The sequence below is a fragment of the Halioglobus sp. HI00S01 genome (genome assembly GCF_001635445.1).
Taxonomy (GTDB): domain Bacteria; phylum Pseudomonadota; class Gammaproteobacteria; order Pseudomonadales; family Halieaceae; genus Halioglobus; species Halioglobus japonicus.
Map to the genome: position 1 here is coordinate 288,655 of NZ_LWEE01000110.1, position 26,330 is coordinate 314,984.

Consider the following 26,330-nt stretch of genomic DNA (forward strand, 5'->3'; position numbering starts at 1 on the left):
TCGCCGTTTCGACCTTGGCAGTCTAGGGTACGCTCATATATATTAATAATTAATATTTATTATTAACTGGTATAAACATGCTTAATATCAGAACGCTCGACCTTAACCTGCTCAAAGTATTCCTCGCGGTATACGAGACGGGTAGCATATCCCGGGCTGCCGAATCGCTGCATATGACGCAGCCTGCCGTGAGCCTTGCGCTTAAGCGACTGCAACAGTCCATCAACAAAACCTTGTTCGTGCGTGCGCCCAGGGGGATGACGCCAACACACTGCGCAGAAGAGCTTTTTGAGCCCTTGCAACACGCGCTAGACATCGTCGAATCGGCGCTAGAAAATTCACAAGCATTCGATGCAGCCGCTTCAAACCGCATCTTCAAATTGGCCTTCGGGCGCTATGGTGAGCTAGACCTGCTGCCCAGAATCCTCAGCCTGCTCAGCAGTGCCGGTAGTAGTATCGGGATTCAATCGGTGCTTGACCAGAGCCAGACCGGCCTTGAGCTTGTAGCTTCTGGCGCCATTGATGGGTGTTTTGACTTTGTTAAGCCAGAATTGCCGCAGGTGGAGTACGCCATTTTTGGACAGGAAGCCTTGGCAGTGATCGCCCGTAAGGGCCATCCGCGAATCCGGGGCTCGATCACTAAAAAAGCGTACTTTGCTGAACGTCACGTTGTAATGACATTCGGCGAGGAGCGGAGAGCCATCCTGGAAGACTTCATGTCCACACGCGGCGGCACCCGGAACATAATGACGGCAGTGCATCAGTACCTTGCCGTGCCTCCCGTCGTGATGAAGTCAGATGCCATTGCCATCGTGCCTCAACGCATGGCCCAGTTCGAAGGCTTCGCGCCCAGCCTCCAAATACTGCCGGTGCCGTTTCATATACGGCCCTTAACGATCTACCTGATGTGGCACAGCTCTCGCAGTAATGATTTGGGGTGGCAGTGGTTGCGTGGCTGTATACTCGATCTGGATTGATTGCGGAAGAGTTTATGGGTCGATGCCTGCGATAACCTGCGCCACGTGTTTGTGCTATGGCCGCCTGCCAACGCCCGATATCACTCAGAGGACACTGACCTCTCGGCTACGCGGTTGCGTTCCATGACCACCACCCAGCTGTAGATCTGCATCCCCACATCGGACAAGTATCGATCCATCAGGCAGGCGTATCTGGAATCGTACCCTGCGCCGGGCGTGTGATAGATTTTCAACTCGCAAAGAAGCTCCGCATGATCTGTCAGCACGGTAACGTCTAGGAGACTGTCGATCTGTATTTTCCGTGTACCAAAACGGTCTTTGCCGACGGACTGGATATACAGTACACCGCCCTAAGCGAAGCGATAGGCATAGGCTGGCGTCGCCCAGAGTGCCCGGGCTCTGGCATCGGTGCGCACAGGAGCCGCCTCAGAACTTTCTGCCCCCCGCCAATAGCACTCAGTCAAACCAGTAGTTGAATTGTAGCGCCACGGTCTGCGGACGTTCGTAAAAGCCGGCGTATGAAGGTGCATAAAACGGGTTACCGCCGGACAGGGTGACCTCTGAAATATAGCTTGTGATATCTTCATCCGTCAGGTTGCGGCCGATCAGCAAGATCGACCAGCGATCCGACTCGAGACCCAGCTGCGCGTTAACCCGAGTATAGGCATCCTGCTGCAATGGTTCATAAAGGGTCACCTCGACAAACTGCTCGTCGACGTAGCTCACGTCTAAGCCGGCGTACAAAGAGTATCCAGATGCAATCATTCTGGTATAGGCCAGACCCAGGCTGCCCGACCACTCGGGCGTAAATATATTGCGCCTGCCCTGGTAGTCACACTGCCTGACGCCCGTCTCAATAAACTCGGGCCTGGAGCAGGAACCCTCATACTCCTTAAATTCGAAGTCAAGATAGGCCATCGAGAGGGTGGCCGACAGTCCTTCGGATAGCTGGACCCGGCCATCCAGTTCAACGCCCTGCGTCACGGCCTTGGGCGCATTGCCAACAAAAAAGCCGGCTTCACCATCAAACTGACTGACCTGTAGATCACGATAATCGGTGTAGAAGGCTGCAGCGTTAAGCTCTGCACGGTTGTCAAAAAGCCTGGTTTTCGCACCAAGCTCGTAAGTTACCACGGTTTCATTGTCGTAGAAGAAATCACCCTCGCGATTGCCACGGGCATCAAAACCGCCAGATTTGTAGCCGCTGGCGACAGAGCCGTAGACCATAGCGCTGTCACTGGCGTCCCATTCGAGAACCAAGCTGGGCGTGAACGCGTCTTCACTGTTCGTCTGATCCAGGTTGTGAGTGGAAAAGAAGCCCTTGGGGTACTCCGGACCCAGCGCCTGGGTGGCACTGAGCTCACCGAGCGTTTGCAGGTCGATCCCCAGCAGCTGATTGACAACAATCGACTGTTCGAGATCAAAGTCGTTTGTCGCCGTATTCCGGCTATCGATAACACGCGATGCCGTCTTCTCCTCGTAGGTATAACGGGCGCCAATTGTCATACGCGCGTGGGCCGACAGGTGCCAAGTGGCCTGTGCGAATACAGCGAAAATCTCACTCTCTGAGTCGTATGCACGCCCAGTCTGTGAATTAGCACCCAAACCAATCGCTGTGAGCTCTGCACCAGCCGGGCCAAGGCTGTCACCCAGCACGCCCAGAGCGGTCAACACATTGTTATCGTCAACCAGACTAAAACTGTCAAAAGCAAGGTCCGAATATTGATAGAACGCACCGCCTATCCAGTCGAAAGCACCACCGACGGGCGAAGTAAAGCGCAGTTCCTGACTGAACTGCTGGTAGTCCTCACTCTGTGTGATCGATAGGACATCAAGCCCTAACTGATCGCAATCACACAGCTCGTCGGTGTCGTATTCGAGCCACGCCGTTACGCCGGTCACATCGATAGCGCCGAGTTTACCCTCCAGCCGCAGCGTGATATTGGTCGCAGCGATTTCCGATGATTCCTCGACGTTCGTGGACCGCCTGAAGTTGAATACGCCGTCCTCGGAACCGACGTCCTCGCCGGTCAGTTCTCCTAGCAGCTCGCCGATTTCGGGATAAGTCAAACCGGAAAACAGAAAGGATAAAGGCCCTGTGCCAGACGGCATGTTCAGAAATACCTCACTGGGGGTACCATTGGCCTCAATCGCAGCGTGCTCAGCTTTCAACGTGGAGGTGATAGCGTCGTTGAAATCCCAGCGCAGTTTTCCGCGAATGGAGAACTCGTCCCGTCCCGGCTCTTGATTGCCTGAGGTCAAGTTATCGTAGTAACCGGCGTCCGAATACGATCGGACCGCGAGGCGTCCGGCCAATGCGCCGGTGAGCGGTCCCGATAGGACTCCAGTATAGAGCTGCTGATTGTAATCATGCTCGTACTCGGCAGAGACACGGCCTTCAAAGGCTTCTGTGGGCTCCGCGGTAGTAATTGATAGTGCTCCGCCGATGCTGTTTTTTCCAAACAGCACATTCTGCGGGCCGCGCAAGACCTCTACACGCTCAAAATCCATGAACGGCATGCGGGCCAGAGGCGCCCTCCCAAGCGCAACATCGTCGGCGTACTGGACTACCGATTGTTCAAAACTTTGATTGACGCCGGAGCCGATACCCCGGATCAACAGCACCGGCCCCAGCGCGGTATCCGCCTTTTGAAAATTCGGCACATAGGCAGATAGGTCAGCAAAGTCTAGAATGCCGGCACGCTCTAGTTTTTCACCGCTGACCGCCGAGACGGAAATAGGCACATCCTGCAGAGATTGCGCACGTTTTTGAGCCGTGACCAGCACTTCCTCCAGCATCTGTGCCTGCCCGGTAAGCGGCAGCAAAGCCCACACCGCGATCGTCGCAGCTCGCGTCAGGACCGAACCTCGTGGAAAGCCCATTGCTGCATCGAGCCAATTGATGCTGTATCTCATACCGCCCTCTATTCTGTTATTTGCAGTACCTCCGCAGCCGGGCTTGACTGTTGCACGGCGGCTTGCGGAAGGTTGTATGCGGCGCGCGAGTGTAAAAAGGTTGACTTAAGATAACAAGGAAAATATTATGATTTTCATATTTTCCACAAGTAACACCGACACAACAGCAACCATGGCAACAGACACCGCGATCACTGCCCGGGACGATGCCCTACGCGCACGTGTTCTGTCGGTATTTGAACAACACGCCCGGACGGTCGGGCCACGCAATGTCGTTATTAGCCAGCTGGTCAGGGAAGTGGGTATTAGCAGCAGGACGCTATATCGATTGTTCGACAGCAAAGCGCATATCGTCACCGCACTCATCGACTCCTGGGCGGACATATGGTTCTCCAGACGTGAGCGTGGATTGAAAGAGGGCTTGCAGCCTAAACAGAGGATCGAGCTTCTCATCACCCAGTGGATGGATCATATCGGCCGTTTCTCCGCTGAGTTCTGGCTGCAGTTGGAGCGCGATTTCCCCGAGGCCCATGCCGTCTATGTAGAGCACTACCAGCTTTTCATGGCACATTCACGCCGCAGTCTGCTCGATACCATCAGGCAGGACCTCAACGCTGACCTTGCCCTGTCGACTTTGATGGTAATGATGAGACACGCTAGCGAGCAAAACGTCTTTGAGCGCTGTGACATGACCCGCCGCAGCGCTCTGCACACGGTCATTGACCTGTGGGCTACCGGGGCACTGAAAAAGGAATACCTGTCATGACCAGCGCAGATGTCTATGCCATAGGCGCGCCCATTGTGGTGTTGATGATCGCTGCAGAGGTCGCTTTCACCGCCGCGCGCGGCTTGCCCCACTACGACCGGAGCGACGTACTCGGCACGCTCGGTCTGCTAGGGGGCAACATACTCATCAACGGCATCACACAGAGCACTATCATCGGTCTGTATTTTTACCTCTATCAGTTCCGCCTGTTCGATATTGCCCGTGAGCTACCGCTGTGGATGCAGTGGATCGTCATATTCTTCGCCATCGATCTCACGTTCTACTGGTATCACAGAGCATCCCACCGGGTGCGGTTTCTGTGGGCCGTGCATATGAATCACCACTGCAGCCAGCACATGAACTTCAGTGTCGCTTTCCGTCAGGCCTGGTTCGGTCCGCTCAGCAAGGTACCCTTCTTCATAGCACTGCCGCTGGTGGGCTTCGACCCAAGTATCACAGCCGTCGCCGGTGTTATCGCAACGCTCTGGGGCGTAGTGGGACACACACAGGTCATCGGCCGCCTGCCAAGACCGTTTGAGTTTCTGTTCAATACGCCGTCCGCGCACAGAGTGCACCACGGTAGTAACCCCGAGTATATCGACAAGAACTACGGCAACATTTTCATGCTCTGGGACCATCTATTCGGCACTTATGCCAAGGAAGAATCACCGGTGCGCTACGGCCTGATCAAGAACATTGACAGCAACAATCCGATAAAGCTCACATTTTATGTGTGGCAGCAGATAGCGCGTGATCTGCTGCAGTCCCGTTCAGGTCACGATCGCTGGATGAGCGTGTTCGGCCCTCCTGAATGGCAGCGAAGCGATGACGCCGGACACACTGTCGCACAGCATCACTGACGCATCCCAACGCCCCCGCAATATAGAGTGATCTGCTCCATGACGACTTCACTGTATCACCTGCCCGCCAACTCGCCACGGCAAGACATTCTGCAGGTATTACAGGATGACGGCGCGTTGAAGAGGCCAAGCGCCTCCTCAGGGACAGCGACTGGCGGGATCGCACGGTCACCGACGTGATAACCGCCGCGGGCTTTAATAGCAAGGCCACCTTTAATAGCTTTTTCAAGAAATGCGTGGGGATGACACCCAGCCAGTATCGGCACGGCCACAGTAATCTTTTTGGGAAAACGTAACATTTCCATCGACGTATAAGGCCAATACCTATAAAATTTGCGCGACGTAGAATCTGAATGAAAATCGCCATGGATGACAATAAGAAGAAGGGCCAAAAGGCACACTCTGACGACAACCCGTCCGCAGGACAGGACAGCCGCCGCGACTTTGTTCGCAAAGCACTGACTGCCAGCGGCTTCATCGTTGCAGCCGGCACTATTAATAGCGGACTGGTACCCAAGGCTTACGCCCAACCGGGCATCACAACGACCACAACGACCACAACCACCGTACAACCGGCCACAACCACCGTACAACCGACCACAACGGGGAGCCCAACCACAACCGGTGGCCCAACGACTACAGCGCCCCCCCCCACAACCACCGCTGCGCCTCTTCCTGTCCCGGCCATTGGTGCTGTGGGTATCACCGGATTGGCAACAGGTCTCGCCCTGGCAGCAGCTATCGCCGACAAGAAACGCAACGACAAGGACGAAGCGTAATCCAAATAACGCCTGTGCTGAACACCCGCACCGCTGCCCAGAACTTTGATTATTAACCACGAACACCGGTTTGTTTATCTCGCGGTACCTCGAACCGCATCCACCGCGATCTCACACTCTCTCCAGAGAGCGTTTCCAGATTCTGTGAATATGGGACAACATCGTATGAATATCCCCGTCGAATGCACTAAAGGGGATTACACGATCATCGCGGGCGTGCGCAACCCTTATCAACGCATGGCAAGCCACTACTTGCACCGCCGTGACAGCCACCCACGCTCCGTATGGCACTGGACCTTCCATGAATATATTGCGCAGCTGGAGAAGCATTGCCTGCACTGGTGGGGCCTCGCAGACGATCCCCCGGCCTGCTCCTGGCTAAGAGACATAGAAGTCAGCCACTTGCTGCGCTACGAGTCACTTGAGCAACAATGGAATGAGCTGAGCCTGTGGCAACGCGTGGGCTTTATACCGAGATTGCTTCACCGTAACGCCAACTCGGCCAATCGGAACAGCTGGCACGCCTTGTATACGAAGGAACTGGCAGACAGGGTTTTCCATTTGCAACGAGAAGACTTCGAACAACATGGCTATCATCAGGACTCCTGGCGGCGCAATTATGCTGCAGATTGAGCTTCAAGCGCTCATAGAACCAGGCATATCCGTCAATTGACGGGTAGCAACTGCAACCTCAGCGAGCGCGGCAGCCAAATCGCTCAATCCTGCACTGCCTACGACCATATTTTCCAATCCCTCTGTGGATCCAGCCAGCACAACCTGAGGCATGCCGTCAGCCACCTGGCAAAGTGCATCCTGGGCGTCTGCTAACTGCACTTCAGCCAGCTGTTTTACATCCTGTATTACCAAACAGTGACGGCAGGGGCTATTCGCCAATTGCTGAAGATAACTCGACAGCCACTGCAAGCGCCCTGCAGCGTCCAATTCATTGCCTGCAAACGGCCGCACTACCACTTTGTCTATCCCCAGACTCGCCAATAGTGCCGGTACGTCTTGCCCCTCTCCAGGCAAATAGACGATGGCATCGAAATCAAATAGAGGCCCTTCCATCTCTTCTTGCAACGCGGCAAACAGAACATCGACATGGGCACTCCCCAGCAGCTCACTGAAATGTGCGTGAACTGACGATACATCCAGCCCCAACTCAGTCCAGCCAATCACATAGTTCCGAATTCGATCGTCCCAATCGTTCACGTAGGGCACCCCTAGCGGACGATTGAAACGGTGCAACCAACGAAGAAAAGGCACGCAGAGCGAACGCCCTCCTGCCTGACGAAACTTTTCCTGAATATAACCCTCTTCCGCACCAAACCCTCGGAATCTGGGATTAAAGCCCCGCCAGGCATCCCGACGGAACGCGAGCAAGCCGCACCCCTGCATCTCTATATCAAATGGCTCGGCGTCAATGCTCTCGCCGCGCGGGTCGGTATCCCAGGTACCGTACATGCCGCCACTCCACCCTGGCTTAAAGTGCGTGGAAAGACTCTTGAGATCGTCATACACCAATGGACCCTGCAGCAAATCAGTACAGTCAGGGCGCGAATCCAGATAATCAATTAAACGCCGAATCGCACCGGGGGCAAGGAATACATGACAATCCATTATCATCACATACTCTGCGTTCGCCTCGCGAACGATATAGTCCTTGCATACCGTTCCAACTGCCTCCGGCTGCGGTATGTATCGATAATGCGGGACATCCTCCCCCATTGATTTCAGCGCCGCGGCGCAAGGGCTGGTGGGATTGTTATCCAGCACGACGAACTGGACTTCATCCAGCACCTCCGGGTGAAACATGCGCACTGCCTGAATCGAGAAGTACACGCCGTCATAATCGTCAAAGGTCGCCATGCCTATACACAGTTTGCGCCGCTCTCCAATGGGAGTAGCCTCTGGTATCTCCGCAGGCTCATAGTGGAGACTGACACCAGCTGCAGTGGAAGTATCACCGGGAAGAGCTTCCGGATGGGCTGCCTGTTGATCCAGAACATCCTCTCTCAGCTGCGACAACTCATCGAGAAACGCACAGCGTTGACCGTACTTATGTAATTGCGCTTCGACCGTTTCGATCGCCAGCGAGTGGTAGTTGAGCGCTGACGCTATCCTGATAAATTCCACATACCGACCTTCTGACCACAAGCTCGGCTCGAAGTAATAGCATGGCTCAGTCTCTGGCAAATCAATCGCCGCGACGGCCAGATCAAAAGCAGCCTGCAACTGGCCTTCCTGACGCAATCGTCGCGCCATCCAAACCAGTGGCTCCACCCTCCCTGAGTCTTGTTCATAGGCTGTGTGGTATGCACCAATCACTCGGGTCAAATGGTGATCAGCTCGATCAGCCGCTCGAGCGAGCTGATATTTCGCATACCACTGATGTGCCGACTCAATGGCATAGTCTCCGGCGCGACGATACTGTTCCATGGCCTGAACCCAACTCCCTCTGGAATATAAAGTATCGGCCAGCGGGAACAACAGACCAATATCCGTGGGAGCCTCTAGCAGCGCCTGCTCAAAATAGAGACCGTCTCGCTCAAGCCGCAACGCATCGCGCCAGCGCACACCATCACAGTGATGACAAATTCGCAACGAGTCGAGCCAAACAGCCTCCTCCAGACCAACAGCAGTCTCAGCCAATGCGCCACGGAAGACGTAGTGCGCATCGTTTCGTACCAACCGCGGCTGCAGATAACTAGCGCCAACGGCCTCAACGGCCAGCTGAAACGCCGGCGCTACTCGCAGTTGGTCAATGGTAGAGGACACCTTGAGCGTCTCGTCTGCGTCCAGCCAGAGCACGAAATCAGCCAAGCCCTTACTGGCATCCACCAACTGATTGCGAACATGCGCAAAGTCAGTGAATGGCAAATGGAGCAGCTCACCTTTAATGCCTTCCAGTGCCCGCTCAACACGCTCGCAGGTATCATCATCACTACCGGTGTCAGCGATCAACCAGCGATCGATATAAGGTTTTACGGAATCCAAGCAGCGCTCAATAACAGCGCTCTCATTCCTGACCATCATGACCAGGCAGAGAGAATGTCCAGCAATCACAATCGTTATTCCAGTCTTGTAGCGTGAAGGCAAAAGAGGAAGTATAGGGAGATTGATCACGAATACCAATCGTCCCCGAATTGGAGCCGCTGCATGCTTTGCCATAAACACAATTGTGTCTTCGTACACATACCCAAGACAGCAGGTATGAGTGTTGAACAGTGGTTTCTGGATAGACTGGGCCTGCAAGAGGAAGACCGCCCAAAGCTGCTGCTCTACCGCAATGACGACCCCGAGAAGGGCCCGCCCAGAATGGCGCACTTGCTGGCACACCAATACGTAGACTGCGGCCACATAAGTGCTGATTTGTTCGAGACCTACTTCCGTTTCAGTATTGTGCGCAACCCCTATAAGAGGCTGATATCGATGTACCACTACTTACCTCAGTCTCGGGCAACTAGTTTCGATGACTTTGTATTTAACCGCTTCTTCCGACATCTGTGGCGCAACATGTACTGGTTCGTACGGCCCCAAGTAGAGTATCTAAACGACAAAAATGGCAATATGCTGGTCAATCGGGTAATTCGCTTCGAGCAGCTAAACGAAGATTTCTCTGCCGTTGCCAAACAACTGCAGCTGCCGGACACACCGCTTCCTAAAGTAAACGTGTCCAGAGATCACCGACCCAAAGAGTACCGCAGCCTGGCCGATTACTACCGCAGAGATGAAACAAGGCGCTGGGTGGAACATCTCTACGCCGACGACCTCGCGTATTTCAAATACGATTTTCCGGCAGAACTAGAGGGGAAATGAATAACCCAGCAACCGAATCTCGCGCTCACAGAGTTTCTGAATCATGAGCTTCTCGCTAAGCGACAAATCATCCACACGGCTGCTTTTGGGGCGATGACTGCCCTTCGCCAGCGGTAGCTGAAGCGGCCCGGGAAGCCCAAGACGAGGGGCAAGCTGCGTTATTTCAGCACCGAGGTTCTCGTAGCGCAGCAGTTGGTCCACGAGAACCTCTCCATCCTGGGTATAGAGCTCGTAACCCAGTTTGATGAGCTTATTAGCCTCCGTTGAAACCAATACGTCTGTGGCACTAGGGCGATGCTCCGACGGGTAACGCCAATGATAAAAAGAGAGAAATCGATCCCAGGGGTTTCGTACGACGCAAAATTTGAAATACTCACACCACACTTTCTCCCCGAGAAATTTACGCGCATGTTTAGCACCGCTGTGATTTGCAAGCGGCGCTACCGCACCCAGTGCTAATTCTCCCAGCGGTTCACGATAATGCCGCGGCCCCTGATAGCCCAGGGCTTGCCGCGTGGCCTCGTCTTTCTTGCTGATAGGCGTGACAATGTCGCCGTCATCGCAGTATTGAGACAGTGCAATTTCCAGACTGGTCCCGGCCGCCTTGGACGTCTTAATAAAAATAAACTTATACCGATGCGAAACGATCATATTGCCTGTGTGCTGTCAATCCTGTGGCGACAAATTCATCATATGCTATGGATTTCAGTCTGTCTCAACAGCGCAGCGGAATACACTGCAATTGGGTCAAATTCGGGTTTACCCCAAGACTGAGCAAATGACTTGTACTGCAAGCAGAGGCCGGCGCGAGAATAATTAGCCAGCCTGCAGCGCCGCGAGCAATGCATCAGCCACCGGCTCCGACGACGCCGGGTTCTGGCCGGTGATAAGCAGGCCGTCCGTCACCGCATAGGGATGCCAATCGGCCACAGCACTGAACTCGCCGCCGAGCGCCTGTAAGCGGTCCTCCAGCAGGAACGGCACCACCTCGGTGAGACCTACCACGGCCTCCTCGCTGTTGGTGAAGCCCGTAACTTTACGGCCTTTGACCAGTGGCTCCTCGTTAATGTGAGTATTCACCAACACCGCGGGAGCATGGCAGACAGCGGCTACGGGTTTCTGCTGCCCCATGAAGCTTTCAATCAGGGCAATGGAATCAGCACTCTCGGCCAGGTCCCAGAGCGGGCCGTGGCCGCCGGGGTAGAACACCCCGTCAAAATTTGAAGCGTCCATCTCTGCGAGCAAGTGAGTGCTTGCCAGCACAGCCTGTGCCGCCGGATCGGTATTAAACCGCTCGGTGGCCTCGGTCTGGGCCTCAGGTGCGCTACTCTTGGGGTCCAGCGGCGGCTGCCCCCCCGCTGGCGAGGCCAGGATGAGCTCCACCCCCGCATCCAGCAGCCGGTAGTAAGGAGCGGCGAATTCCTCCAGCCAGAAGCCGGTTTTCTCGCCGGTATCACCGAGTTGATCATGTGAGGTCAGGACCATTAGTACGCGCATTGGGAATGCTCTCCAGAATAATCAGTGCACAATATACGTCTATATGACGCGGTGCAGATTCACCCCCCGCATAGACCGCTACACGGCCTGATCACCCACGAATAGGCGCTGGACTCGCCACCGCGCTAAAGGTACCATTCGCCCCCGTTCCGCCCGTAGCTCAGCTGGATAGAGCGCTGCCCTCCGGAGGCAGAGGTCAGAGGTTCGAATCCTCTCGGGCGGGCCATTCTACAAAGCCTTTCCCAGCAAGTTCGCACTAACCTAAATGGCAGTTGGACCATAACTGGACCACTTTTGTTTTTTAATAGGTCAAACAGCTGAAAATCTGACCTTTAGCTAAAGCTGGTCCATGCTGCTAGTTATGTCTGCTTTCGCCTAAAAATGGGCACTCATTGCCGTAAGTCAAATGTCCGCTTTGGGGTCATTAGCTGCCTCTGGGGGCTGTGGTAGATTGTAAGGCTGACCACGTCCACAAAGCTGCACCCGAAAAAGCGAGGCTTTTCTGTGCACGATTAAGTAGTCCATATCTTTAGCTATTAGGGGTCCATATATGACTGACCACCAAGTGATATACAAATCAGAATCGACGAGGAAGTTCATTCGATTTATTACATTCCTAGGTGTTTTTCTGGCTCTGACTGGCTTGGCTCTCATTCTGAAGTTTCCCGATTGTCACACTATAAAAACTGCGGTCCTCGCCAGCTGGGGGATTGGTCCACCAGTGTGGTTCTTCTATGAATATCACTTTGTTTTCCGACATCCTGATAAGGGAGGCAATGCCGATGCAGTCTCCGAATTTAAATATTCACAAGGTTTAGCTACAAAAGTATGGGCAGGGGTTTTGGCTGCCCTCGTTGCGGCGGCAGCACTTCAGTGACCTTTAATAAACAAAAGCAATGGGGGCCGGCGTAGCGCCGGCCCATGCTGTGAGCGCTTAGTGGCCCCATGCAGCCGAAGCTTCTAGCACTCGCCGAGAGATACGTCGACTGTCCCGAGGGTCCAGTCGACACAATCACCTTAGATAAATACCCCGAACAGTTCGTGAATACTTCCCGCGCATTAAAATTAATGCAAGATAGGTGTCCTTGTTCTCACTAACAATCAACTCCCTAGCGATACCGCAACGCCTTTATAAAACATAGATCAATCTCGTCTGTCTTCAACACGCTCGGTTGTACGTGCCTCGGTACGAGCTTCCACTCGTGTATCTGAGCGATTTGTCGAGCAAGCGGTAAGAAACGTGGAGCTAAGAATAGCGACAGAGGCTAACAGGCATATGGTTTTCATAGTTCTTCATCCTTTCAAGGTTTTGCTGCGTTTTAGTGGAGCGGACCAAATGCCGCACCTTAAATTCGACCAAAATACAGTAGTGACTTCCAGGGAGAGCCTGGCGATACTCGAATCTGCCCTCCACAGCTCTCGTGCTCTGCAAAGTACGAACGACAACCAATTTAAGTTCCATCGGTTGTTAATGCCCTTTGGACATCCTACACTTTCCCAACTTCTCGCGGTGGTTGTGCATCCTTCCGACAGATTCGACGCCCTGCATTCAGCAAATGAAGTGAATCTCCGCAAATAATTTAGCGGCGACATCTGCAGTCATGAGTATCGATGGCGATCGCTTTTCCAAGCCCAACTGAAGCGACCCATTGGCCGATGTGAACGAGGCCACTCGCTTTGATCAAACCGAGTACAATGCCCATCATCTCAGCGCGGTTCGGCAGTGCATAGTACTGCTGCCTCTGCAACTTCACCTTGCTATCAGTGTGATGCGTCACTGCATCACCAAGGGCAACATCGTGATCAACCTTCGACCCCAACGACTGGTTGCCAATGCCAAAGGCATCAATGGACCAATTCGTGTGACCGTGTGTCGTACCAAACAGCAACTGATCCTGATCAGGTGTTGCCGCATCAAGCGATGCAGAAGCGGCACACAGCATACAAAGTACAACCTTCAATCGATTCATCTTGATGCTCCAGTAGTTGTGACCGCTTCACGGGGTTCTAGTGATCATGCGAATCGCCGAATCCATCTCCGATGAGTTCGAAGTCGCCGGGGCGCCATTCCCTGTCAAACCAGGCATCTAGCGGTCCATACAACCTAAAGATGGCCCACCATCCCTTGCCGGGAACAGTCTCTATCCAATTGGCGTCTTTTCCGTCCGGTGCCGTTGGGCCAAAGTAAAGTTCGATTGACCCGTCTTTATCGACAATCAAACTATCGCGTTTGTTGTTTTTACTTGGAAAAGGCTGGCCTGTCTGAAGTTCGCTTCTCGTCTGAGGGTCGTACACCACCATTGACCAGAAGTCCTTTGCTGGAACATTCGGAGGAATGCGGATCCGGTAAGATTTACTGCCGTCTAGATAATTACCCGACTGATCAGAAGCGGCGACCGCGTACTGCGATCCGGCGCCGACCATCTTCATCACCATAGCGGGGGTGTTCAACGTGTATCCGTAGAAAAACGCTGTGCGTGCATCGAGGTTGCGCCCACCATCACCGCCTGCAATCAGCCATTGATAATCGCCCCCAATAAAAGCGGAGTACCACCGACGATCGTCATACAAATATGCGGTTTTATCTCGTGGCTGCAGTAGCAACGCACGAGCAGTCGCATTGCCAATGGCAATGCCGTCGCGCAACAACCGCTGCATGCGCTCGTCTGGCTCAAACGGTTTACCTTTTTGTATACCTATGCTCGCCAGTTGACCGCGTAGTTCAGGGTCCAGGAATCCTACTGGCTCTCTTTGAATAACATCATTAATTTCGTCAAAAAAGCTCGAGTCGTTGGCGTGCACCGTGTTGAATGGAATCGTCGACCCACTGATAAATTTCATCTCAGGCGGATTATCTTTTTTATTCAGGGGATATATTTTCAAAGCTTCCTTGACGGACCGTACCGCTGCGTCTGTTTTTCCATCAACAAGAAAGCCTCGCAGAACCATCAGATTTATTGCGGAGGGCGAAGTCGCTGTGAAGTAGCCTTTCGGAATATCCCCTTCATAGTCGTGAGGCAAAATTAGGTATTTACCCCCCTTTCCACGATCAGGTCCGGGTGCGCCCATATCCGTCACGAAACGAAAATACGCGTCATTGACGGTACTAGGACCGCTACCCGGAGGGATTTCGACGACAACAGGGCCATCGCGACTCAGATCAAAAATTACGACGGAATACACCGTATCTGTATTCCCCGTCAAAAATAGTGGGTTGGAGTCGAGTAGCTGATCGAACATCATCACTTGGTTTGGCTTCGTCACACCAAGACCCTCGAGACCACGACGTATACCTTCAAGTGAGGCTGCGGGGACCATATTCAGAAAAACATCAGTGGCTCTAATCGTATCGAGATTGTCATAGAGTTTTCCGACAGTTTCATCATCCGGCATACCATCAAAGAAACGGAGCTCTCCAATCGAAGTGTCAACCGCATCCTCTGTAAGAATCGATTTAGGAATGGTTTGATTAAATCCTGGCGTTGGTTCAGCTGCCGTCCCGAGCACCGCTACTAATAGACACAGCGCCAGTACCGCTACCTGTTTTGTTTCTAATCTTTTCAGCATTTTCATCGAAGTGTCATCCTGTCAGTGTCAGCCCTTTGGTATAACGACTTGCAGCTGGAAACGGAGTCGCCATCCCTCGGGCCCATTATCAGGCGACGTTGCCCAATAACCAGCGCCCGCCACCCAGTTAATGGGGACACCACCAATAGGCAGAATCTTAGCCAAACTCAAGTTAATCGGGATCGTCCACTCTGTAGCTTTCCAATCGTAGGTGCTCTCAGATGTCAAAGTGTATGTGAACGCACTGCTCGTCGTGTAAGAAACGAACGGCTGAACGAAACTTGCGCTAGTAGGAACCTTCGGGTTGCTCTCAAGATCCCAGATGTGGTTACCCAGTGCACCCATCGTCCAAGGGCCTGCCACCTTCAGTACAATCCCGGTTGCACCACCGGCCCAGGTATCTGTCGAAACGTCTGACCAAGTTGGTATACGCACTATTGGACCAACACCCCAAGTCACTTTGTCAGGCGTAGTCTTTGAATACCAAGCATTGAACAGGATATCGCCAAAACCCGATTGAGATGTACCAGGGATCACGTCTTTCTGATCGATATATGGAACGATGGTGCGTGTAACCAAGCTGGCTTCGTCGCCCAGAGAAAATGGAATTACTGGCTGAAAATTAATGGTCTTCCTGGTGCCTTTGTCATTAGGCCCTAGATTGTCGTCAAGATTTATTTGCAAAGGCAATGACGTGATTGCTGCAATCGGATTCGCGAGTTTTTGAGCCAAGTCTTCATCAGCTAAAGCAGTTTGCCCAGTGGCAGTCAGGCAGCACATACAAAAAGTGCTGAAAGAAAATGACGCGATAGCGTGGTGCGTATGTAACTTGTGCGGGAAGAATTTTCGCATTTTGCGTTCCTCGCTTGTGTCGTTCTACTCTCGAGTAGTTCTGCATGAACTATGCCAAGTGTAGACTGTATTTCTGAAAGGCGCGCTCAATAGGTTTATTTTTCCTGTATTCTAGCCATGCAGCCTGGTAGAAAGCCCATCTCACATACACTGAGACAAGATCTACCCGGCGCGTCCGTCGCAGTCCTTCGATCTGCGAAAATAATCTACCCCTGAGGCGACTAGAGAATCGACACATGCATTGGGAACACGCCAATGCTTGCTGGCTCAAAGGATTATGATTAATTGACTTTGCTTGGTAGAAATATGCTCATACGCCGTAAGCGGCTTGTGAAACTTTTAATATTTTCTGAGCAGGCTTAAATGGCTGAACTTTGATTACTCCTGCAAATCCCTGGAAATCAATGTTGAGCAACAGAGACGAGGTACCTCTGCCACGCCCGGCAAGTGCGCTCTGTACCGCCAAGCCAGTTATTCCTAAAGCGCGAATCTTTCACGGTCCATGGAACCCCTGACGGCTGAGCTACTTGCTATAACTGATTTGAGTCGCAACGAACAATGCAAATTGCGAAAGGCCTGAGTGAGGCTGAACAAATTTTCCCACACTGTAAGTTGTCAGGGGATGCCAGATATAATCAGCTCTAAATTTCAGACAACTTTAGGCTGCTCCGGGTGTCACACTAAGAGGCATCCAAAGCCTATAGCTAAACCGTCGGCAAGCCTCACTCCTGCACCGGCCAATGCCCCGAGGATTGTTTCATCGGCAGCTCAAAAAACTCATCTAGAAACGTTTCAAAAAGCAATTCGCCTATTATATGAGTGCAGAGAGAAATCTCGCTCTTATTGCCTAGAAAAGTAGCCATTGTGGAAGTGTGAGCATGAACTGCGGTTTCCAGATTTACTTGATGTGCACGTCTTTGGGCAGACAGTGATGGCTTCGAATTCCCTCGGTAAGACCGCCTCTTAGTAGACAGTTTTAGTTTAAGAAAAACCCATGATACTTCGCGAAGCCACCCACAACGACTTACCTTTGCTACGCAGATTCGAGCAGGGCGTTGTCGAAGCTGAGCGACCCTTCAAAAGCGGGATTAGAGCCGAGGGTGCTCACTACTACGATCTCGAGGGTCTCATGGCCAGCAAGGATACTTACCTGCTCGTGGCCGAACTGGACGATGATATCGTGGCTAGCGGCTATGCCCGAATTGATGCATCCAAACCGGCTTTCGTTCACACCGAGCATTCTACCTGGGGTTCATGTACGTGTCGTCAGAGCAACGCGGTAAGGTTTGAACGGCGCCATCATTGAGCGATTGATGGGCTGGAGTACCGAGCGCGGCATTAATGATTATTACCTGGAGGTATACTCAGAAAACTCAGCAGCGATTCGCGCCCATGAAAACTGGGCTTTGTCACCCACAAGGTAGAGATGAAGCTGCATACGCCTTGAGCGCTTGGAGGAAGCCCGCACGCACAAGGCGCGATGCACGTCAGCCGCCTCTATCAATGGCCCGAATTCTGACAAGCTCATAGCTCTGAAAGTGTCGGCGCCGTATTTCTTCAACAAGATGCGCCCTCTCTTCCTCTGGGTAGCCTTCTACCGCAGACAATTCCTGCCTGTATTCATCGACACGCCGCTGCCAATCCAGGCGCTCAGCGTCGAGTGCAGCCATACGACTGGCAGCGTCGACTCCTACAACTTGACGACGGGCCTCGAAAATAGCCTCTGGGGATTGACCCGAATCGCTCAGGTTTGCGGATATTTCACGTATTTCAATAAGAGCTGACGACATTCGGCTTCCAATGTTACCGGCATGTAGCGCTTGTTCGTTCAAATACGCAAGCGCTTCCGAGCGCTGCTGCGGTGTCAAAGTTGCATCGGTGGTAATTCGCCACTTTTCGAGCATAAGGTCATCGTAGGCGTCCTCCCTGATAAACATCGCCTCTGCTACGCCAGCGGGCAGAAAGTCTAATCTGGACTCACGAATTTCTCTTTTCAGTGCTGCGATGCTCTCCCTGTCCCCGGACATGCCACCTTTAATATTTGCGTCATTGATAATAGCGCCGATGTTATTGCGATACTTTATGTATCCTTCGAGAATATCTATCGCAATTGTGTAGTTATCCACACTCAACTTACCGCGAAGGTAATGCTGGATGCGCGCAATGATGATCTCCAGGGGCTCCTCGCCAATTGCCACAAGGTAGTGTTCGAAGAGATCCCTTAAACGCCAATCGACTATCAAAGACCCGCTATCATCGGTCGATAGAAGCACAGGCGCACCGATGCCTGACAGTGATGCTGGTACCTGATCAAAATACTCTTCAGGCAGCAGACTCTCAGGCTGGGCTGAGCCCCTCACAATGTTCTCTATGGTCTCGTTCGGAAGCACCGCTTCGGGCAGAGCAGGATCGTACAAAGCTATGTCGCCACTTCCAGCCACTGAATCAGGTTCGCCGAAATAGAAGTAGCCGACGCAGCCTGTCATCACTATCAATGCAGCGACAATCGAATGCGTCTTCATAGCGGACTTTCGCACTTCCCCGCTTGGCCCTCAAGGCACCTCAAGGGCGCCCCGGAGCTTTGCGTTTTGGTCTTCGTATTCAGAGCCCGGCAGCCTTGAGACGCACTGCATGGGCTTTGTAGAGTGGGAGCGGCGATGTCGTAAACAGCCCCCTCAGCCCGAACAGACCATTCGTCTGATCGAGATGATTCATCGTGTAATCATCGCGAATATTATCACCGAGATGCATTGAGCAGCGCTCCACCAACCCGTCGTTTTCTGCCCCGTGTACGAGACCGGTGATGGCAAGTACAGCATCGATGGGATCCAACGCATTGGAGTTAGCAAGTGCATTGTATGTACCGCCCCACGAATAGTAGCGAACGCCGGCTACCTCGTGTGCACCATCATTGACAGAGTAGTCCTTCACCCACTGAGGCCACCACCATCGGCCCACATTGACCCAGGGCGTTTCTTTGCACGCGCCAAAACGCAATCCCTGGGGGTAGGTGGCGTTGAATGCTGCTGCCCCCTCCGAATCCAGCGAGGCGAGAGCCGCCATCGCGTTTTGCGTTTGCTGCGGGTCTCCAGATAATGCACTAATCAGGCCACCCAGCGCATTCGCAATCCCGCTGACCGCGGGGCTGAGGGGAGAGCCGTTGATCAGATCTGCTACATCGCTTCCATAATGAGGGCTGCCAATAGAGGTGACAGATGCCACAAGGTCGGGGCGCACTGCCGCGACGTAACGCGAAGTTGGCCCCCCTTGGGAATGCCCTATGAGGTTAACTTTTCGAGCCCCTGTCAGTGCCAGTACATCCTGTACATAACTCAACAGTTGTTCTCCACGAACTTCGTTGCTCTCGAAAGCGGTGACCTGCGCCGTGAATACCTGGTTTGCCCCGACACTGGACAGCGCATTCTCTACACCAAAAAAGTAGTCCACGAACAGCAACGTATCGAAGCCTGATAAACCATGCACCAGAACAATGGGATACTGGACAGCGCCCGAGTTATCACTCCTGGCAACCGTGGAGCCTGAAACCACCACCACAGCCAATAGCGCAGCGAAAACAACTTTTAGACCCGCTTCACCACTCTTGGTCTTTTTCATCATGAAACCCCGTCTTGTTAGTTTATTGTTGACAGTGTAAACACTTTACAAAGTAGACCAAATTCTGTGATTGGGCAAGCGGCAGCCAAGCAAAAGCTAAAGAAATGTGAGCCCCTGCATGAGCCGATCCGGTGAAGCATCAAACTCGCCATGTACACGGCATATGATTGTTACTGGGGTATAACGATTGACTATCGCCCTGCCAGTGCTTGTCTTGCCATAATAAAAACCACAAGCTGTTGATTTTATTTGTATTTTTTATTAGCCCGCAGCTCAGCTGGATAGAGCACTGCCCTCCAGAGGAAGGCTTTTTATGATCCGGTCTGCCAGAAAGACATGGTTAAAACCTCCCAAATTCGAAAAATTGCGCCAGCAGTTTAGACGCCGCAGGCGCCACGCAGGGGTCGCAACATTCGTACGCGACCCCGGCCCAAGCGTGTTACGCTCAATCCTCTTTTCACGGCCACTTCCTTTTGGCATAACTCTCAGAGACGCGCCATGAAATTTCGCGAAGCCACCCTCGACGATGTCTCCGCACTGCGCCAGCTCGAACAGGGCGTGGTAGAGGCGGAGCGCCCTTTCAACGACAGCATCAAGCCAGAAGGTGTCATCTACTACGATCTCGAAGGGCTGATCGACAGCGACAATGTCTGCCTGCTGCTGGCGGAGCTAGACGGTGAGATTGCGGCCTGTGGCTATGTCCGTATCGATGAATCCAGGCCGGTGTTTACGCACACCCGGCACGGCTATCTCGGGTTTATGTATGTCTCGCCAGCGCAGCGCGGTCAGGGGCTGAACGGCGAGATCATGGAGCGCCTGATAGCCTGGAGCGGTGAGCGCAGCGTGACGGATTTTTATCTCGATGTGTACTCAGAGAACGCTGGCGCCATTCGTGCCTACGAGAAGCTGGGCTTCGTCACCCACAAGGTGGAGATGAAGCTACACAGGCCCTGACGATGACCAGGAGCGCAGTCAGGCCTCGCCAGCAAATACCTCGGGCAAATGCGCCCAGGCCGGCGGCAGGTGTGTAGACCACTCTGGTTTAGCAGGTGGCATATTAAATTCTGCCGGCGGCTGCCACTGCATGGCTTTGAGTGTCTCGCCAATGTACGTCATGTTCAGATAGTCGTGGCTGTAGCAGAACAGACCATCGCCCGCGTAGTAAAGAATCGACAACCCGGGAACAATCCACTGGCCACCGTCCGGCTTTTCGCCAAGCACCTGATCCCAGTGACTCACCAACCGGTGCCCGTCGGTCATGGTCCAGCGCTCGGGTGTAGACCAGCCATAGCCCGTCAAACCGGCCATGGACTGCACAAAGAACTGACGAATCGTCTCCCGTCCCTCCTGTCGACCCCAGGCGGGATCAAGATACACCGCGTCTTCGGTGAAGAAGTCCGCCAGGCTGTCCCAGCCCGCCTGCCCCTCATCGATGCGATCGCGCTGCGCGATAAAGCGCTCGTAGGTGTCGAGCGCCTCCCGCTCGACCTGGCTCTTATCGTTCATATTGCCGGTTTCCGCTGATTGGTTTTAACCATGAGGCTAGCGCAGTGGCGGGATTCCACCAGCTACAGCGCCGAATGTTGCACGGCGGTACATCAGATAATACCGGTGCCTGGCGTGCGCAACACAGGCACCTCCTAACAGGTGTGCTACAGGGATACCTGCAATGCCTCAGCGATCAGGTTGCGCTTGGCCATGTTGTATCCGGTTGCCTTCGCCAGCGCTCCCTCGCGGCCGAGCAGCGTGTCCCGAATGTCTTCCAGGTCCAGTCCCTGCTGCAGTAAGCCCTGGCGTCAGAATTTTACAATACCCAGTGTCACCTTCACGCCCCCGACCAAAGTGGACCCACCGTAGTCCTTGGCCAATCTCAGTAAGGTTTTATGAAAGCCGAGATTGGGAGACGCCTCGGTTTTTTGAATCGCCAGATGTTTGGCTACACCCACACTGGTATCGAAGCCATTACAGGGCGTGCCCCGGTTGTCGTAATTGAGATCTACGGTGTTCTGAATAGACTGGTTCGCTGCAATGCCCTGATCGATGCCAATGCGGAGGGCCTGACCAAGCTGCCCGTGAGCGGTTTTCCGCTGCTTACCCACTGGCACATGATTCATCGACGCCAGAAACAGCTCAGCGCCGTAGCAGACTCCTTCCGACAATTTGTGATGGAAGAAGCGGAACAACACCTCCCCATGGACCGCATCCACGAGCGGGTACGCCAGGCCGTAAAATAACCTCCGCTGCGATTGCCCGGTGCTCGACTACACTGTGGGAAAGCAATAATCAGGGGAACAGGCTTTATGCGCCCAGCCATACTGCTGTCTCATCTGCGTGCCTGTTGGCAGCCATTACTCATCACCCACCTGCTGTACACACTGCTGGCCATTACAGTACTTGCGCCCCTGTTCGGTCTGATGCTGAAACTGACGCTAATGGCAGCAGGTACCGCGGCAGCAGTGGATCAGGACATTGCGCGCCTGTTGCTCTCCCCGACGGGGTTTATCGGTGCCGTATTCCTGATCTCCGTGGCCCTGGTTTTCGTGGGGTTGGAGTTGGGCGCGCTGCTACTCATCGCACGCTCCAGCCGCTCCGGTGACGTCATTGCCCCTATCGAGGCGATTCGGTTCAGCTTGTCCCGAGCCAGCCAACTGCTGGGGCTGACCATCCGGCTAACGTTGAGGGTGCTGCTCATCCTGTTGCCCTACCTGGTGGTGGTTGCAGGACTCGTATTCGCATTGCTCACTGATCACGACATCAACTACTACCTGGCAGAGCGACCGCCCGTCTTTACAGGGACCGTGGCCGCGGCACTGGTACTCGCTGTGCCACTGCTCTGGGTGCTGTGCCTGCGCCTCTGGCACTGGAGCCTGGTGCTGCCCATTGTGCTGATGGAAGGTGTCGAACCAGCGGCAGCATTCGAACTCAGCAAGCAGCGGGTGATGGCTTATCCGGCACAGGTGCGCAGCGCATTGCTCCACTGGCTGCTGGTAGTGATCGGGCTCTCTGCCCTGCCGCTACTGGTACTCACTCTGGGCATGGAAATCATTTTAGGTACCGGGCTGACCTCACTGGCCACACTCGCCCTGGCTCTGGGTCTGCTGGGCGCTCTATGGTCCGCACTTAATGTCCTGATCACTGCGCTGAATTTTGGCGGCTTCGCCGCGGTCATCAATGACCTGCACGACATCACTGGCGGCAACGCAGCCGACATGCCTTCGCCATCGACTGGGGACACCCGACGCTCTTCAATGGGGGCGCTGGGTATTACCACGGTTATCTGTGTATTAGCGGTAGGCGCACTGGCGCTAATGCTGCACCAGGTCGATTTCAGGGACGACGTGGCCATTATCGCTCACCGCGGCGCGGCCGGTTCTGCGCCAGAAAACACACTAGCCTCTATTCAGCAGGCGATTGCAGATGGCACCGACTGGGTGGAAATCGACGTACAGGAAAGTCGTGACGGACAGGTCGTGGTGGTTCACGATTCCGACTTTATGAAACTAGCCGGCGACCCGATTAAAGTCTGGGAGGGCGACCTGGCGAGGCTCCGCAACATCGACGTGGGCAGTTGGTACGATCCAGCCTTTGCCAGCGAGCGCATCCCTACGCTCGCCGAAGTCCTGACGGTTATCACCGCCTCTTCTGCGAACCTGGTGATTGAGCTGAAGTATTACGGGCACGATCAACAGCTGGAACAACGCGTGGTCGGCCTCGTGGAAGCTGCCGACATGGCTGAGCGTGTGGCCATCATGTCACTCAAGCTCGACGGCGTGCATAAGCTTAAAGCACTGCGTCCGGACTGGACGGGCGGCCTGCTGGCAGCCACAGCCATTGGCGACATTACCCGTCTGAGCGCCGACTTCCTGGCCGTTAACCAGGGACTGGCGAGCCCGGCATTTATTCGTCGGGCCCACAAGGCGGGCAAGCAGGTATTCGTGTGGACAGTGAACGACCCGATTTCATTGAGCCACTGGATGTCCATGGGTGTCGATGGAGTGATTACTGACGAGCCAGCGCTGGCCCGCCAGGTATTAAACGAAAGAGCTGAGCTGAGCCCCGCCGGCCGCCTGGCGATCAGTGCGGCCCTGTTCTTCGGTAAGCCCGAGACGCTTAAGCGCTACCGGGACAATTCGCCCTGAGCTACTCGCTGATCGTTTGCGGCTCACCCAGGCTCGCAGCAGCAACATCGTCCTCGCAAAAAGGCATGCGTACCCATTCCTTGCGGGAGTAGAGTTCACTCTGGTCAGCGTAATGCGGTGACGCAGGATTGATTGACTGCGATGTCGTGATAATGGCATCCGCCACCGGGCAATCACTCTCGTCGAAGGTCACGGTCTGCACGTAGGAATTGCCCGACCGGATGTTGCGGTACCCGCCCTCGTCCAATCCTGCGCTGATTGCGCCAAATACACCGGCGCTGCCGCTACCGCCGTGAATGCCGATGTCCACACCGTTTTTCGGCAACACCTGAACCTCACCCCAGGGCGCATCCAGTGCCACCCCGGCGCTCTGCAACGCTTCCACCGCACTGGTCAGCGCGGCGATAACACGCTCGCCATTGGCGGGAACGGATAGATCGATGTCCCTTGGCGTAGTCAGCGGGCTTGCAGGATCAAAGTCCACCAACCAGAACGTCTCGTCGCTGAAGGCGTTGCCAAAAGCGCTGCCACCTGCCGTCAACGCTTTCCAGAACTCCGTGAAAACCTGCATACCGCGGCTATCGAGGTTGGCCCGCCGATCCCAATCAGCCAATACGCCACAGGCAGACGCAGCGAGATCGGTATCCGCAGGCAGTGTTTCACACACACTCAGCACATCGTCCAACACCAGCTCCGCACCCCACACGCGATTGTCGTACATGAGTTGCTGGAGACTAGTCAGGGTAAAGCCAGGGCTGGCATCGAAGCCGTCCGTGCCGGCCAGACGCTCAGCCACCATGGCGTGATTGATCTGGGTGCGAAGGTTTTGCTGTTGGCCCTCATGCCCCACAAAACCCATGGTGGTGGGAAAGCCTTCCAGCGGCATCATGGGGTTGCTCAGCCAATAACTGTCGTTGCTGTTGGCCGCGTAATCTGCGGTAAAGAAGCTGGGCAGACTGCTCGCGCCAAATACACCGGAGCCCTCCGGCGCATCGGCGTCCTCACCCCACTGGCATTCACTGCGATTGCCATCGAGCGCGACAATCGCGTTATTGGTCAGCGCACGCACCACGGTATTCACCCCTGTGACACAGTCTTGCATTTTGGCCTCGGTCACGTTGGGAATCGAGGATACCTCGCCATAAAACGCGTCACCGTTACGGTCCGCCGCCAGGGTGTGGAACAGTGGGTTACCGATAACCCCAAGGGCGTCATACAGCTCGGCCACAGTCGTCGACTGACCAATATCCACCCACATTTCAATGCCGCGCAGATTGTCGAGATTGGCATCGCGCACCGCGTACACCGTGCCACGCGCTGTGGGCCAACCGTCAAACAGTGCTGCGAAAGCAGGGTCAATCGCAGCGGCGGTGGAAGCCAGATTCACAATCAACCCGTACTCCCAGCGGTAAAAGGTGTGCTCGCGCTCACTCATACTGCCGTCGGCTTCGCGCACCGCGATGGTAACCGTCTCGGGCACGATGTCCTTGAACTCGCCATCCACTTCATACTGCAGCGGGTTGTCGGGATTGAGCGTTAATTCGAACAGGGTAAAACGGTTCGCGACGCTCACTGTATGCGTCCAGGCGACATCCTTGTTGAAGCCAATCGCAATCTTGGGGAAGCCCTTAAGTGCCGCCCCCATAGCGTCATACTCACCGGGAATGGTCAGGTGCACCTGGTACCAAGAGCCCACGCCGTACCAGGGCTGGTGCGGATTACCCAGCAGCATGCCCGCGCCGGTCTGGGTGGCGTCACGACCCAGGGCAATTGCATTACTGCCGACATCCTCACTGGCAAAGGCTGCGCGCAACGCCTCCAGGGAGACAGGTGCAGGTGCCACTGTAGGGGCGGTGTCTGATGGGCCCGTGGCAGCGAGAATCGCGTCCCGCACAATGCCCTGATCAGTACTGCCCTGCAGCTGAATACGGCGGAAGTACTTCCACAAATCGATGGCGGTAATTTCACGCACCCAATCCTGGCCACGACAATTCGGGTCCGTTTCCGGCAAATTTTCGACACCGGTCTCGCGCAGATAACGGTTGTAACCCGCAGCGTACCCCTCAACCAACTCGAGAATGTGCTCGGGCTGCTGGGAGAGATAGCGCTCTTCGAGCTGGCCGTCGGCGTTGTTATTCACCAGCGAAAAGATGAAGTCTGTGCCTTCACTGCCGCCCGCTTCACCGAAAAATTCCAGAGACTGACCGCTGGCGCGGATAATCTCGGTAATCAGCATGCAGTAGTTGTCTTCGGCAAAGACGTAACCATGTCCGTAGCCCAGCCCACCCCAGGTATCGGCCACAATGTGCGGCACGCCGTATTCGGTGCGAGTGATATTGGCCTCGAAGGTGGGCGCCTCAACAGGCGGCTCTGGTGGAGGTGCAGGGGGGCTACTGCTGCGATCACTACTACTGCAAGCCGCAAGAGCGACTGTGGCCACAAAGGCCGTGGCCAGCTTCGGGAATAACATAGGGTGTGTTCCGTTGTTTGTTATGGTTGTTGGTACGGACCTTAATACAGCAACAGTTCACCGGTCCAGCGTC

Annotated in this window: 23 protein-coding genes, 1 tRNA gene and 1 pseudogene; 13 read left to right on the forward strand and 12 right to left on the reverse strand. The window is 54.4% G+C overall.

Annotation, left to right across the window (positions count from 1 at the left end):
* Positions 1–77 precede the first annotated feature (77 nt).
* Positions 78–977 (forward strand): LysR family transcriptional regulator, encoded by a 900-nt coding sequence (locus tag A3709_RS14135; protein WP_066055786.1) that lies wholly within the window; start codon positions 78–80, stop codon positions 975–977.
* Between the two features lie 80 nt (positions 978–1,057).
* Here the strand turns inward: A3709_RS14135 and A3709_RS14140 are convergent, their stop codons facing one another.
* Both A3709_RS14140 and A3709_RS14145 read right to left on the reverse strand, forming a co-directional pair.
* Complete coding sequence (locus A3709_RS14140) at positions 1,058–1,243, reverse strand: hypothetical protein (RefSeq protein WP_066055789.1); 186 nt, start codon at positions 1,241–1,243, stop codon at positions 1,058–1,060.
* Between the two features lie 190 nt (positions 1,244–1,433).
* Positions 1,434–3,893 carry a TonB-dependent receptor gene (locus A3709_RS14145; protein ID WP_066055792.1) on the reverse strand — a complete coding sequence of 820 codons (2,460 nt, stop codon included), beginning with the start codon at positions 3,891–3,893 and terminating at the stop codon, positions 1,434–1,436.
* Positions 3,894–4,020: 127 nt separating this feature from the next.
* Between A3709_RS14145 and A3709_RS14150 the strand changes: the two genes are divergently transcribed.
* The 5 genes and pseudogenes from A3709_RS14150 (at position 4,021) to A3709_RS14165 (ending at position 6,931) form a co-directional block, all read left to right on the forward strand.
* A complete protein-coding gene (locus A3709_RS14150; RefSeq protein ID WP_066055795.1) occupies positions 4,021–4,659 on the forward strand; it encodes a TetR/AcrR family transcriptional regulator in 639 nt (212 codons plus the stop codon).
* Complete coding sequence (locus A3709_RS14155) at positions 4,656–5,519, forward strand: sterol desaturase family protein (RefSeq protein ID WP_066055798.1); 864 nt, start codon at positions 4,656–4,658, stop codon at positions 5,517–5,519. Before A3709_RS14150 ends, A3709_RS14155 begins: the two co-directional genes overlap by 4 nt.
* Before the next feature lie 122 nt (positions 5,520–5,641).
* Positions 5,642–5,815: pseudogene (locus A3709_RS22675) on the forward strand (helix-turn-helix domain-containing protein); the annotation flags it as partial.
* A 69-nt stretch (positions 5,816–5,884) separates the two neighbouring features.
* Positions 5,885–6,298 carry a hypothetical protein gene (locus A3709_RS23770; RefSeq protein ID WP_066055801.1) on the forward strand — a complete coding sequence of 138 codons (414 nt, stop codon included), beginning with the start codon at positions 5,885–5,887 and terminating at the stop codon, positions 6,296–6,298.
* Positions 6,299–6,343: 45 nt separating this feature from the next.
* The gene (locus tag A3709_RS14165; RefSeq protein WP_231871187.1) at positions 6,344–6,931 is read left to right on the forward strand and encodes a sulfotransferase family 2 domain-containing protein; all 588 of its coding nucleotides are present in this window, start codon (positions 6,344–6,346) and stop codon (positions 6,929–6,931) included.
* A 3-nt stretch (positions 6,932–6,934) separates the two neighbouring features.
* Here the strand turns inward: A3709_RS14165 and A3709_RS14170 are convergent, their stop codons facing one another.
* Entirely contained in the window at positions 6,935–9,469 is a 2,535-nt protein-coding gene (locus A3709_RS14170) for a glycosyltransferase (RefSeq protein ID WP_156507767.1), read from the reverse strand.
* Here A3709_RS14170 and A3709_RS14175 point away from each other — a divergent pair.
* On the forward strand, positions 9,458–10,117 hold the full coding sequence (locus tag A3709_RS14175; RefSeq protein ID WP_082850117.1) for a sulfotransferase family 2 domain-containing protein: 660 nt from the start codon (positions 9,458–9,460) through the stop codon (positions 10,115–10,117). The two genes, A3709_RS14170 and A3709_RS14175, sit on opposite strands and share 12 nt — an antisense overlap.
* Here A3709_RS14175 and A3709_RS14180 read toward each other — a convergent pair.
* Both A3709_RS14180 and A3709_RS14185 read right to left on the reverse strand, forming a co-directional pair.
* On the reverse strand, positions 10,103–10,768 hold the full coding sequence (locus A3709_RS14180; RefSeq protein WP_066055813.1) for a sulfotransferase family 2 domain-containing protein: 666 nt from the start codon (positions 10,766–10,768) through the stop codon (positions 10,103–10,105). The two genes, A3709_RS14175 and A3709_RS14180, sit on opposite strands and share 15 nt — an antisense overlap.
* Before the next feature lie 165 nt (positions 10,769–10,933).
* Positions 10,934–11,614, reverse strand: coding sequence for a type 1 glutamine amidotransferase domain-containing protein (locus tag A3709_RS14185; protein ID WP_066055815.1), 681 nt, complete (start codon positions 11,612–11,614; stop codon positions 10,934–10,936).
* A 149-nt stretch (positions 11,615–11,763) separates the two neighbouring features.
* On the opposite strand from A3709_RS14185, the gene A3709_RS14190 reads away from it, so the two are divergent.
* Together A3709_RS14190 and A3709_RS14195 are read left to right on the forward strand one after the other, a co-directional pair.
* Positions 11,764–11,840 (forward strand) — tRNA-Arg (locus A3709_RS14190).
* A 324-nt stretch (positions 11,841–12,164) separates the two neighbouring features.
* Positions 12,165–12,491, forward strand: a complete 327-nt coding sequence (locus A3709_RS14195) for a hypothetical protein (RefSeq protein WP_066055818.1) — start codon at positions 12,165–12,167, stop codon at positions 12,489–12,491.
* Positions 12,492–13,194: 703 nt separating this feature from the next.
* On the opposite strand, the gene A3709_RS14205 is transcribed toward A3709_RS14195, so the two are convergent.
* Genes A3709_RS14205 through A3709_RS14215 form a run of 3 tightly spaced genes read right to left on the reverse strand, consistent with a single transcriptional unit; the run spans position 13,195 to position 16,033 of the window.
* Positions 13,195–13,584 carry a DUF3604 domain-containing protein gene (locus A3709_RS14205; protein WP_066055824.1) on the reverse strand — a complete coding sequence of 130 codons (390 nt, stop codon included), beginning with the start codon at positions 13,582–13,584 and terminating at the stop codon, positions 13,195–13,197.
* A gap of 37 nt (positions 13,585–13,621) precedes the next feature.
* On the reverse strand, positions 13,622–15,187 hold the full coding sequence (locus A3709_RS14210) for a DUF1254 domain-containing protein (protein WP_231871189.1): 1,566 nt from the start codon (positions 15,185–15,187) through the stop codon (positions 13,622–13,624).
* A 21-nt stretch (positions 15,188–15,208) separates the two neighbouring features.
* The gene (locus tag A3709_RS14215; protein ID WP_082850118.1) at positions 15,209–16,033 is read right to left on the reverse strand and encodes a hypothetical protein; all 825 of its coding nucleotides are present in this window, start codon (positions 16,031–16,033) and stop codon (positions 15,209–15,211) included.
* Positions 16,034–17,027: 994 nt separating this feature from the next.
* Here A3709_RS14215 and A3709_RS14220 point away from each other — a divergent pair.
* Entirely contained in the window at positions 17,028–17,339 is a 312-nt protein-coding gene (locus tag A3709_RS14220) for a hypothetical protein (protein WP_197484196.1), read from the forward strand.
* A gap of 181 nt (positions 17,340–17,520) precedes the next feature.
* Here A3709_RS14220 and A3709_RS14225 read toward each other — a convergent pair whose 3' ends face one another.
* On the reverse strand, positions 17,521–18,555 hold the full coding sequence (locus tag A3709_RS14225) for a lipase secretion chaperone (protein WP_066055827.1): 1,035 nt from the start codon (positions 18,553–18,555) through the stop codon (positions 17,521–17,523).
* 79 nt (positions 18,556–18,634) lie between these two features.
* Entirely contained in the window at positions 18,635–19,651 is a 1,017-nt protein-coding gene (locus A3709_RS14230) for a triacylglycerol lipase (RefSeq protein WP_066055830.1), read from the reverse strand.
* A gap of 495 nt (positions 19,652–20,146) precedes the next feature.
* Here A3709_RS14230 and A3709_RS14235 point away from each other — a divergent pair, with 495 nt between their 5' ends.
* Positions 20,147–20,602: a GNAT family N-acetyltransferase gene (locus A3709_RS14235; RefSeq protein ID WP_066055833.1), complete on the forward strand. Its 456-nt coding sequence runs from the start codon at positions 20,147–20,149 to the stop codon at positions 20,600–20,602.
* A gap of 18 nt (positions 20,603–20,620) precedes the next feature.
* Here A3709_RS14235 and A3709_RS14240 read toward each other — a convergent pair whose 3' ends face one another.
* Entirely contained in the window at positions 20,621–21,154 is a 534-nt protein-coding gene (locus tag A3709_RS14240; RefSeq protein WP_066055837.1) for a nuclear transport factor 2 family protein, read from the reverse strand.
* 377 nt (positions 21,155–21,531) lie between these two features.
* Between A3709_RS14240 and A3709_RS23325 the strand changes: the two genes are divergently transcribed.
* Both A3709_RS23325 and A3709_RS14250 read left to right on the forward strand, forming a co-directional pair.
* Complete coding sequence (locus tag A3709_RS23325; RefSeq protein ID WP_066055840.1) at positions 21,532–21,882, forward strand: hypothetical protein; 351 nt, start codon at positions 21,532–21,534, stop codon at positions 21,880–21,882.
* Positions 21,883–21,948: 66 nt separating this feature from the next.
* Positions 21,949–23,787, forward strand: coding sequence for a glycerophosphodiester phosphodiesterase family protein (locus A3709_RS14250; protein WP_066055843.1), 1,839 nt, complete (start codon positions 21,949–21,951; stop codon positions 23,785–23,787).
* Position 23,788: 1 nt separating this feature from the next.
* Here A3709_RS14250 and A3709_RS14255 read toward each other — a convergent pair whose 3' ends face one another.
* On the reverse strand, positions 23,789–26,257 hold the full coding sequence (locus tag A3709_RS14255; RefSeq protein ID WP_066055846.1) for a penicillin acylase family protein: 2,469 nt from the start codon (positions 26,255–26,257) through the stop codon (positions 23,789–23,791).
* Positions 26,258–26,330: the final 73 nt, after the last annotated feature.

Coding starts and splice junctions, on each gene's coding strand:
- A3709_RS14135 (WP_066055786.1), top strand. CDS start 78: ATGCTTAATATCAGAACGCTCGACCTTAACCTGCTCAAAGTATTCCTC.
- A3709_RS14145 (WP_066055792.1), bottom strand. CDS start 3,893: ATGAGATACAGCATCAATTGGCTCGATGCAGCAATGGGCTTTCCACGA.
- A3709_RS14150 (WP_066055795.1), top strand. CDS start 4,021: ATGATTTTCATATTTTCCACAAGTAACACCGACACAACAGCAACCATG.
- A3709_RS14155 (WP_066055798.1), top strand. CDS start 4,656: ATGACCAGCGCAGATGTCTATGCCATAGGCGCGCCCATTGTGGTGTTG.
- A3709_RS23770 (WP_066055801.1), top strand. CDS start 5,885: ATGGATGACAATAAGAAGAAGGGCCAAAAGGCACACTCTGACGACAAC.
- A3709_RS14175 (WP_082850117.1), top strand. CDS start 9,458: ATGCTTTGCCATAAACACAATTGTGTCTTCGTACACATACCCAAGACA.
- A3709_RS14170 (WP_156507767.1), bottom strand. CDS start 9,469: ATGGCAAAGCATGCAGCGGCTCCAATTCGGGGACGATTGGTATTCGTG.
- A3709_RS14180 (WP_066055813.1), bottom strand. CDS start 10,768: ATGATCGTTTCGCATCGGTATAAGTTTATTTTTATTAAGACGTCCAAG.
- A3709_RS14185 (WP_066055815.1), bottom strand. CDS start 11,614: ATGCGCGTACTAATGGTCCTGACCTCACATGATCAACTCGGTGATACC.
- A3709_RS14195 (WP_066055818.1), top strand. CDS start 12,165: ATGACTGACCACCAAGTGATATACAAATCAGAATCGACGAGGAAGTTC.
- A3709_RS14205 (WP_066055824.1), bottom strand. CDS start 13,584: ATGAATCGATTGAAGGTTGTACTTTGTATGCTGTGTGCCGCTTCTGCA.
- A3709_RS14210 (WP_231871189.1), bottom strand. CDS start 15,187: ATGAAAATGCTGAAAAGATTAGAAACAAAACAGGTAGCGGTACTGGCG.
- A3709_RS14215 (WP_082850118.1), bottom strand. CDS start 16,033: ATGCGAAAATTCTTCCCGCACAAGTTACATACGCACCACGCTATCGCG.
- A3709_RS14220 (WP_197484196.1), top strand. CDS start 17,028: ATGATACTTCGCGAAGCCACCCACAACGACTTACCTTTGCTACGCAGA.
- A3709_RS14225 (WP_066055827.1), bottom strand. CDS start 18,555: ATGAAGACGCATTCGATTGTCGCTGCATTGATAGTGATGACAGGCTGC.
- A3709_RS14230 (WP_066055830.1), bottom strand. CDS start 19,651: ATGATGAAAAAGACCAAGAGTGGTGAAGCGGGTCTAAAAGTTGTTTTC.
- A3709_RS14235 (WP_066055833.1), top strand. CDS start 20,147: ATGAAATTTCGCGAAGCCACCCTCGACGATGTCTCCGCACTGCGCCAG.
- A3709_RS14240 (WP_066055837.1), bottom strand. CDS start 21,154: ATGAACGATAAGAGCCAGGTCGAGCGGGAGGCGCTCGACACCTACGAG.
- A3709_RS23325 (WP_066055840.1), top strand. CDS start 21,532: ATGAAAGCCGAGATTGGGAGACGCCTCGGTTTTTTGAATCGCCAGATG.
- A3709_RS14250 (WP_066055843.1), top strand. CDS start 21,949: ATGCGCCCAGCCATACTGCTGTCTCATCTGCGTGCCTGTTGGCAGCCA.
- A3709_RS14255 (WP_066055846.1), bottom strand. CDS start 26,257: ATGTTATTCCCGAAGCTGGCCACGGCCTTTGTGGCCACAGTCGCTCTT.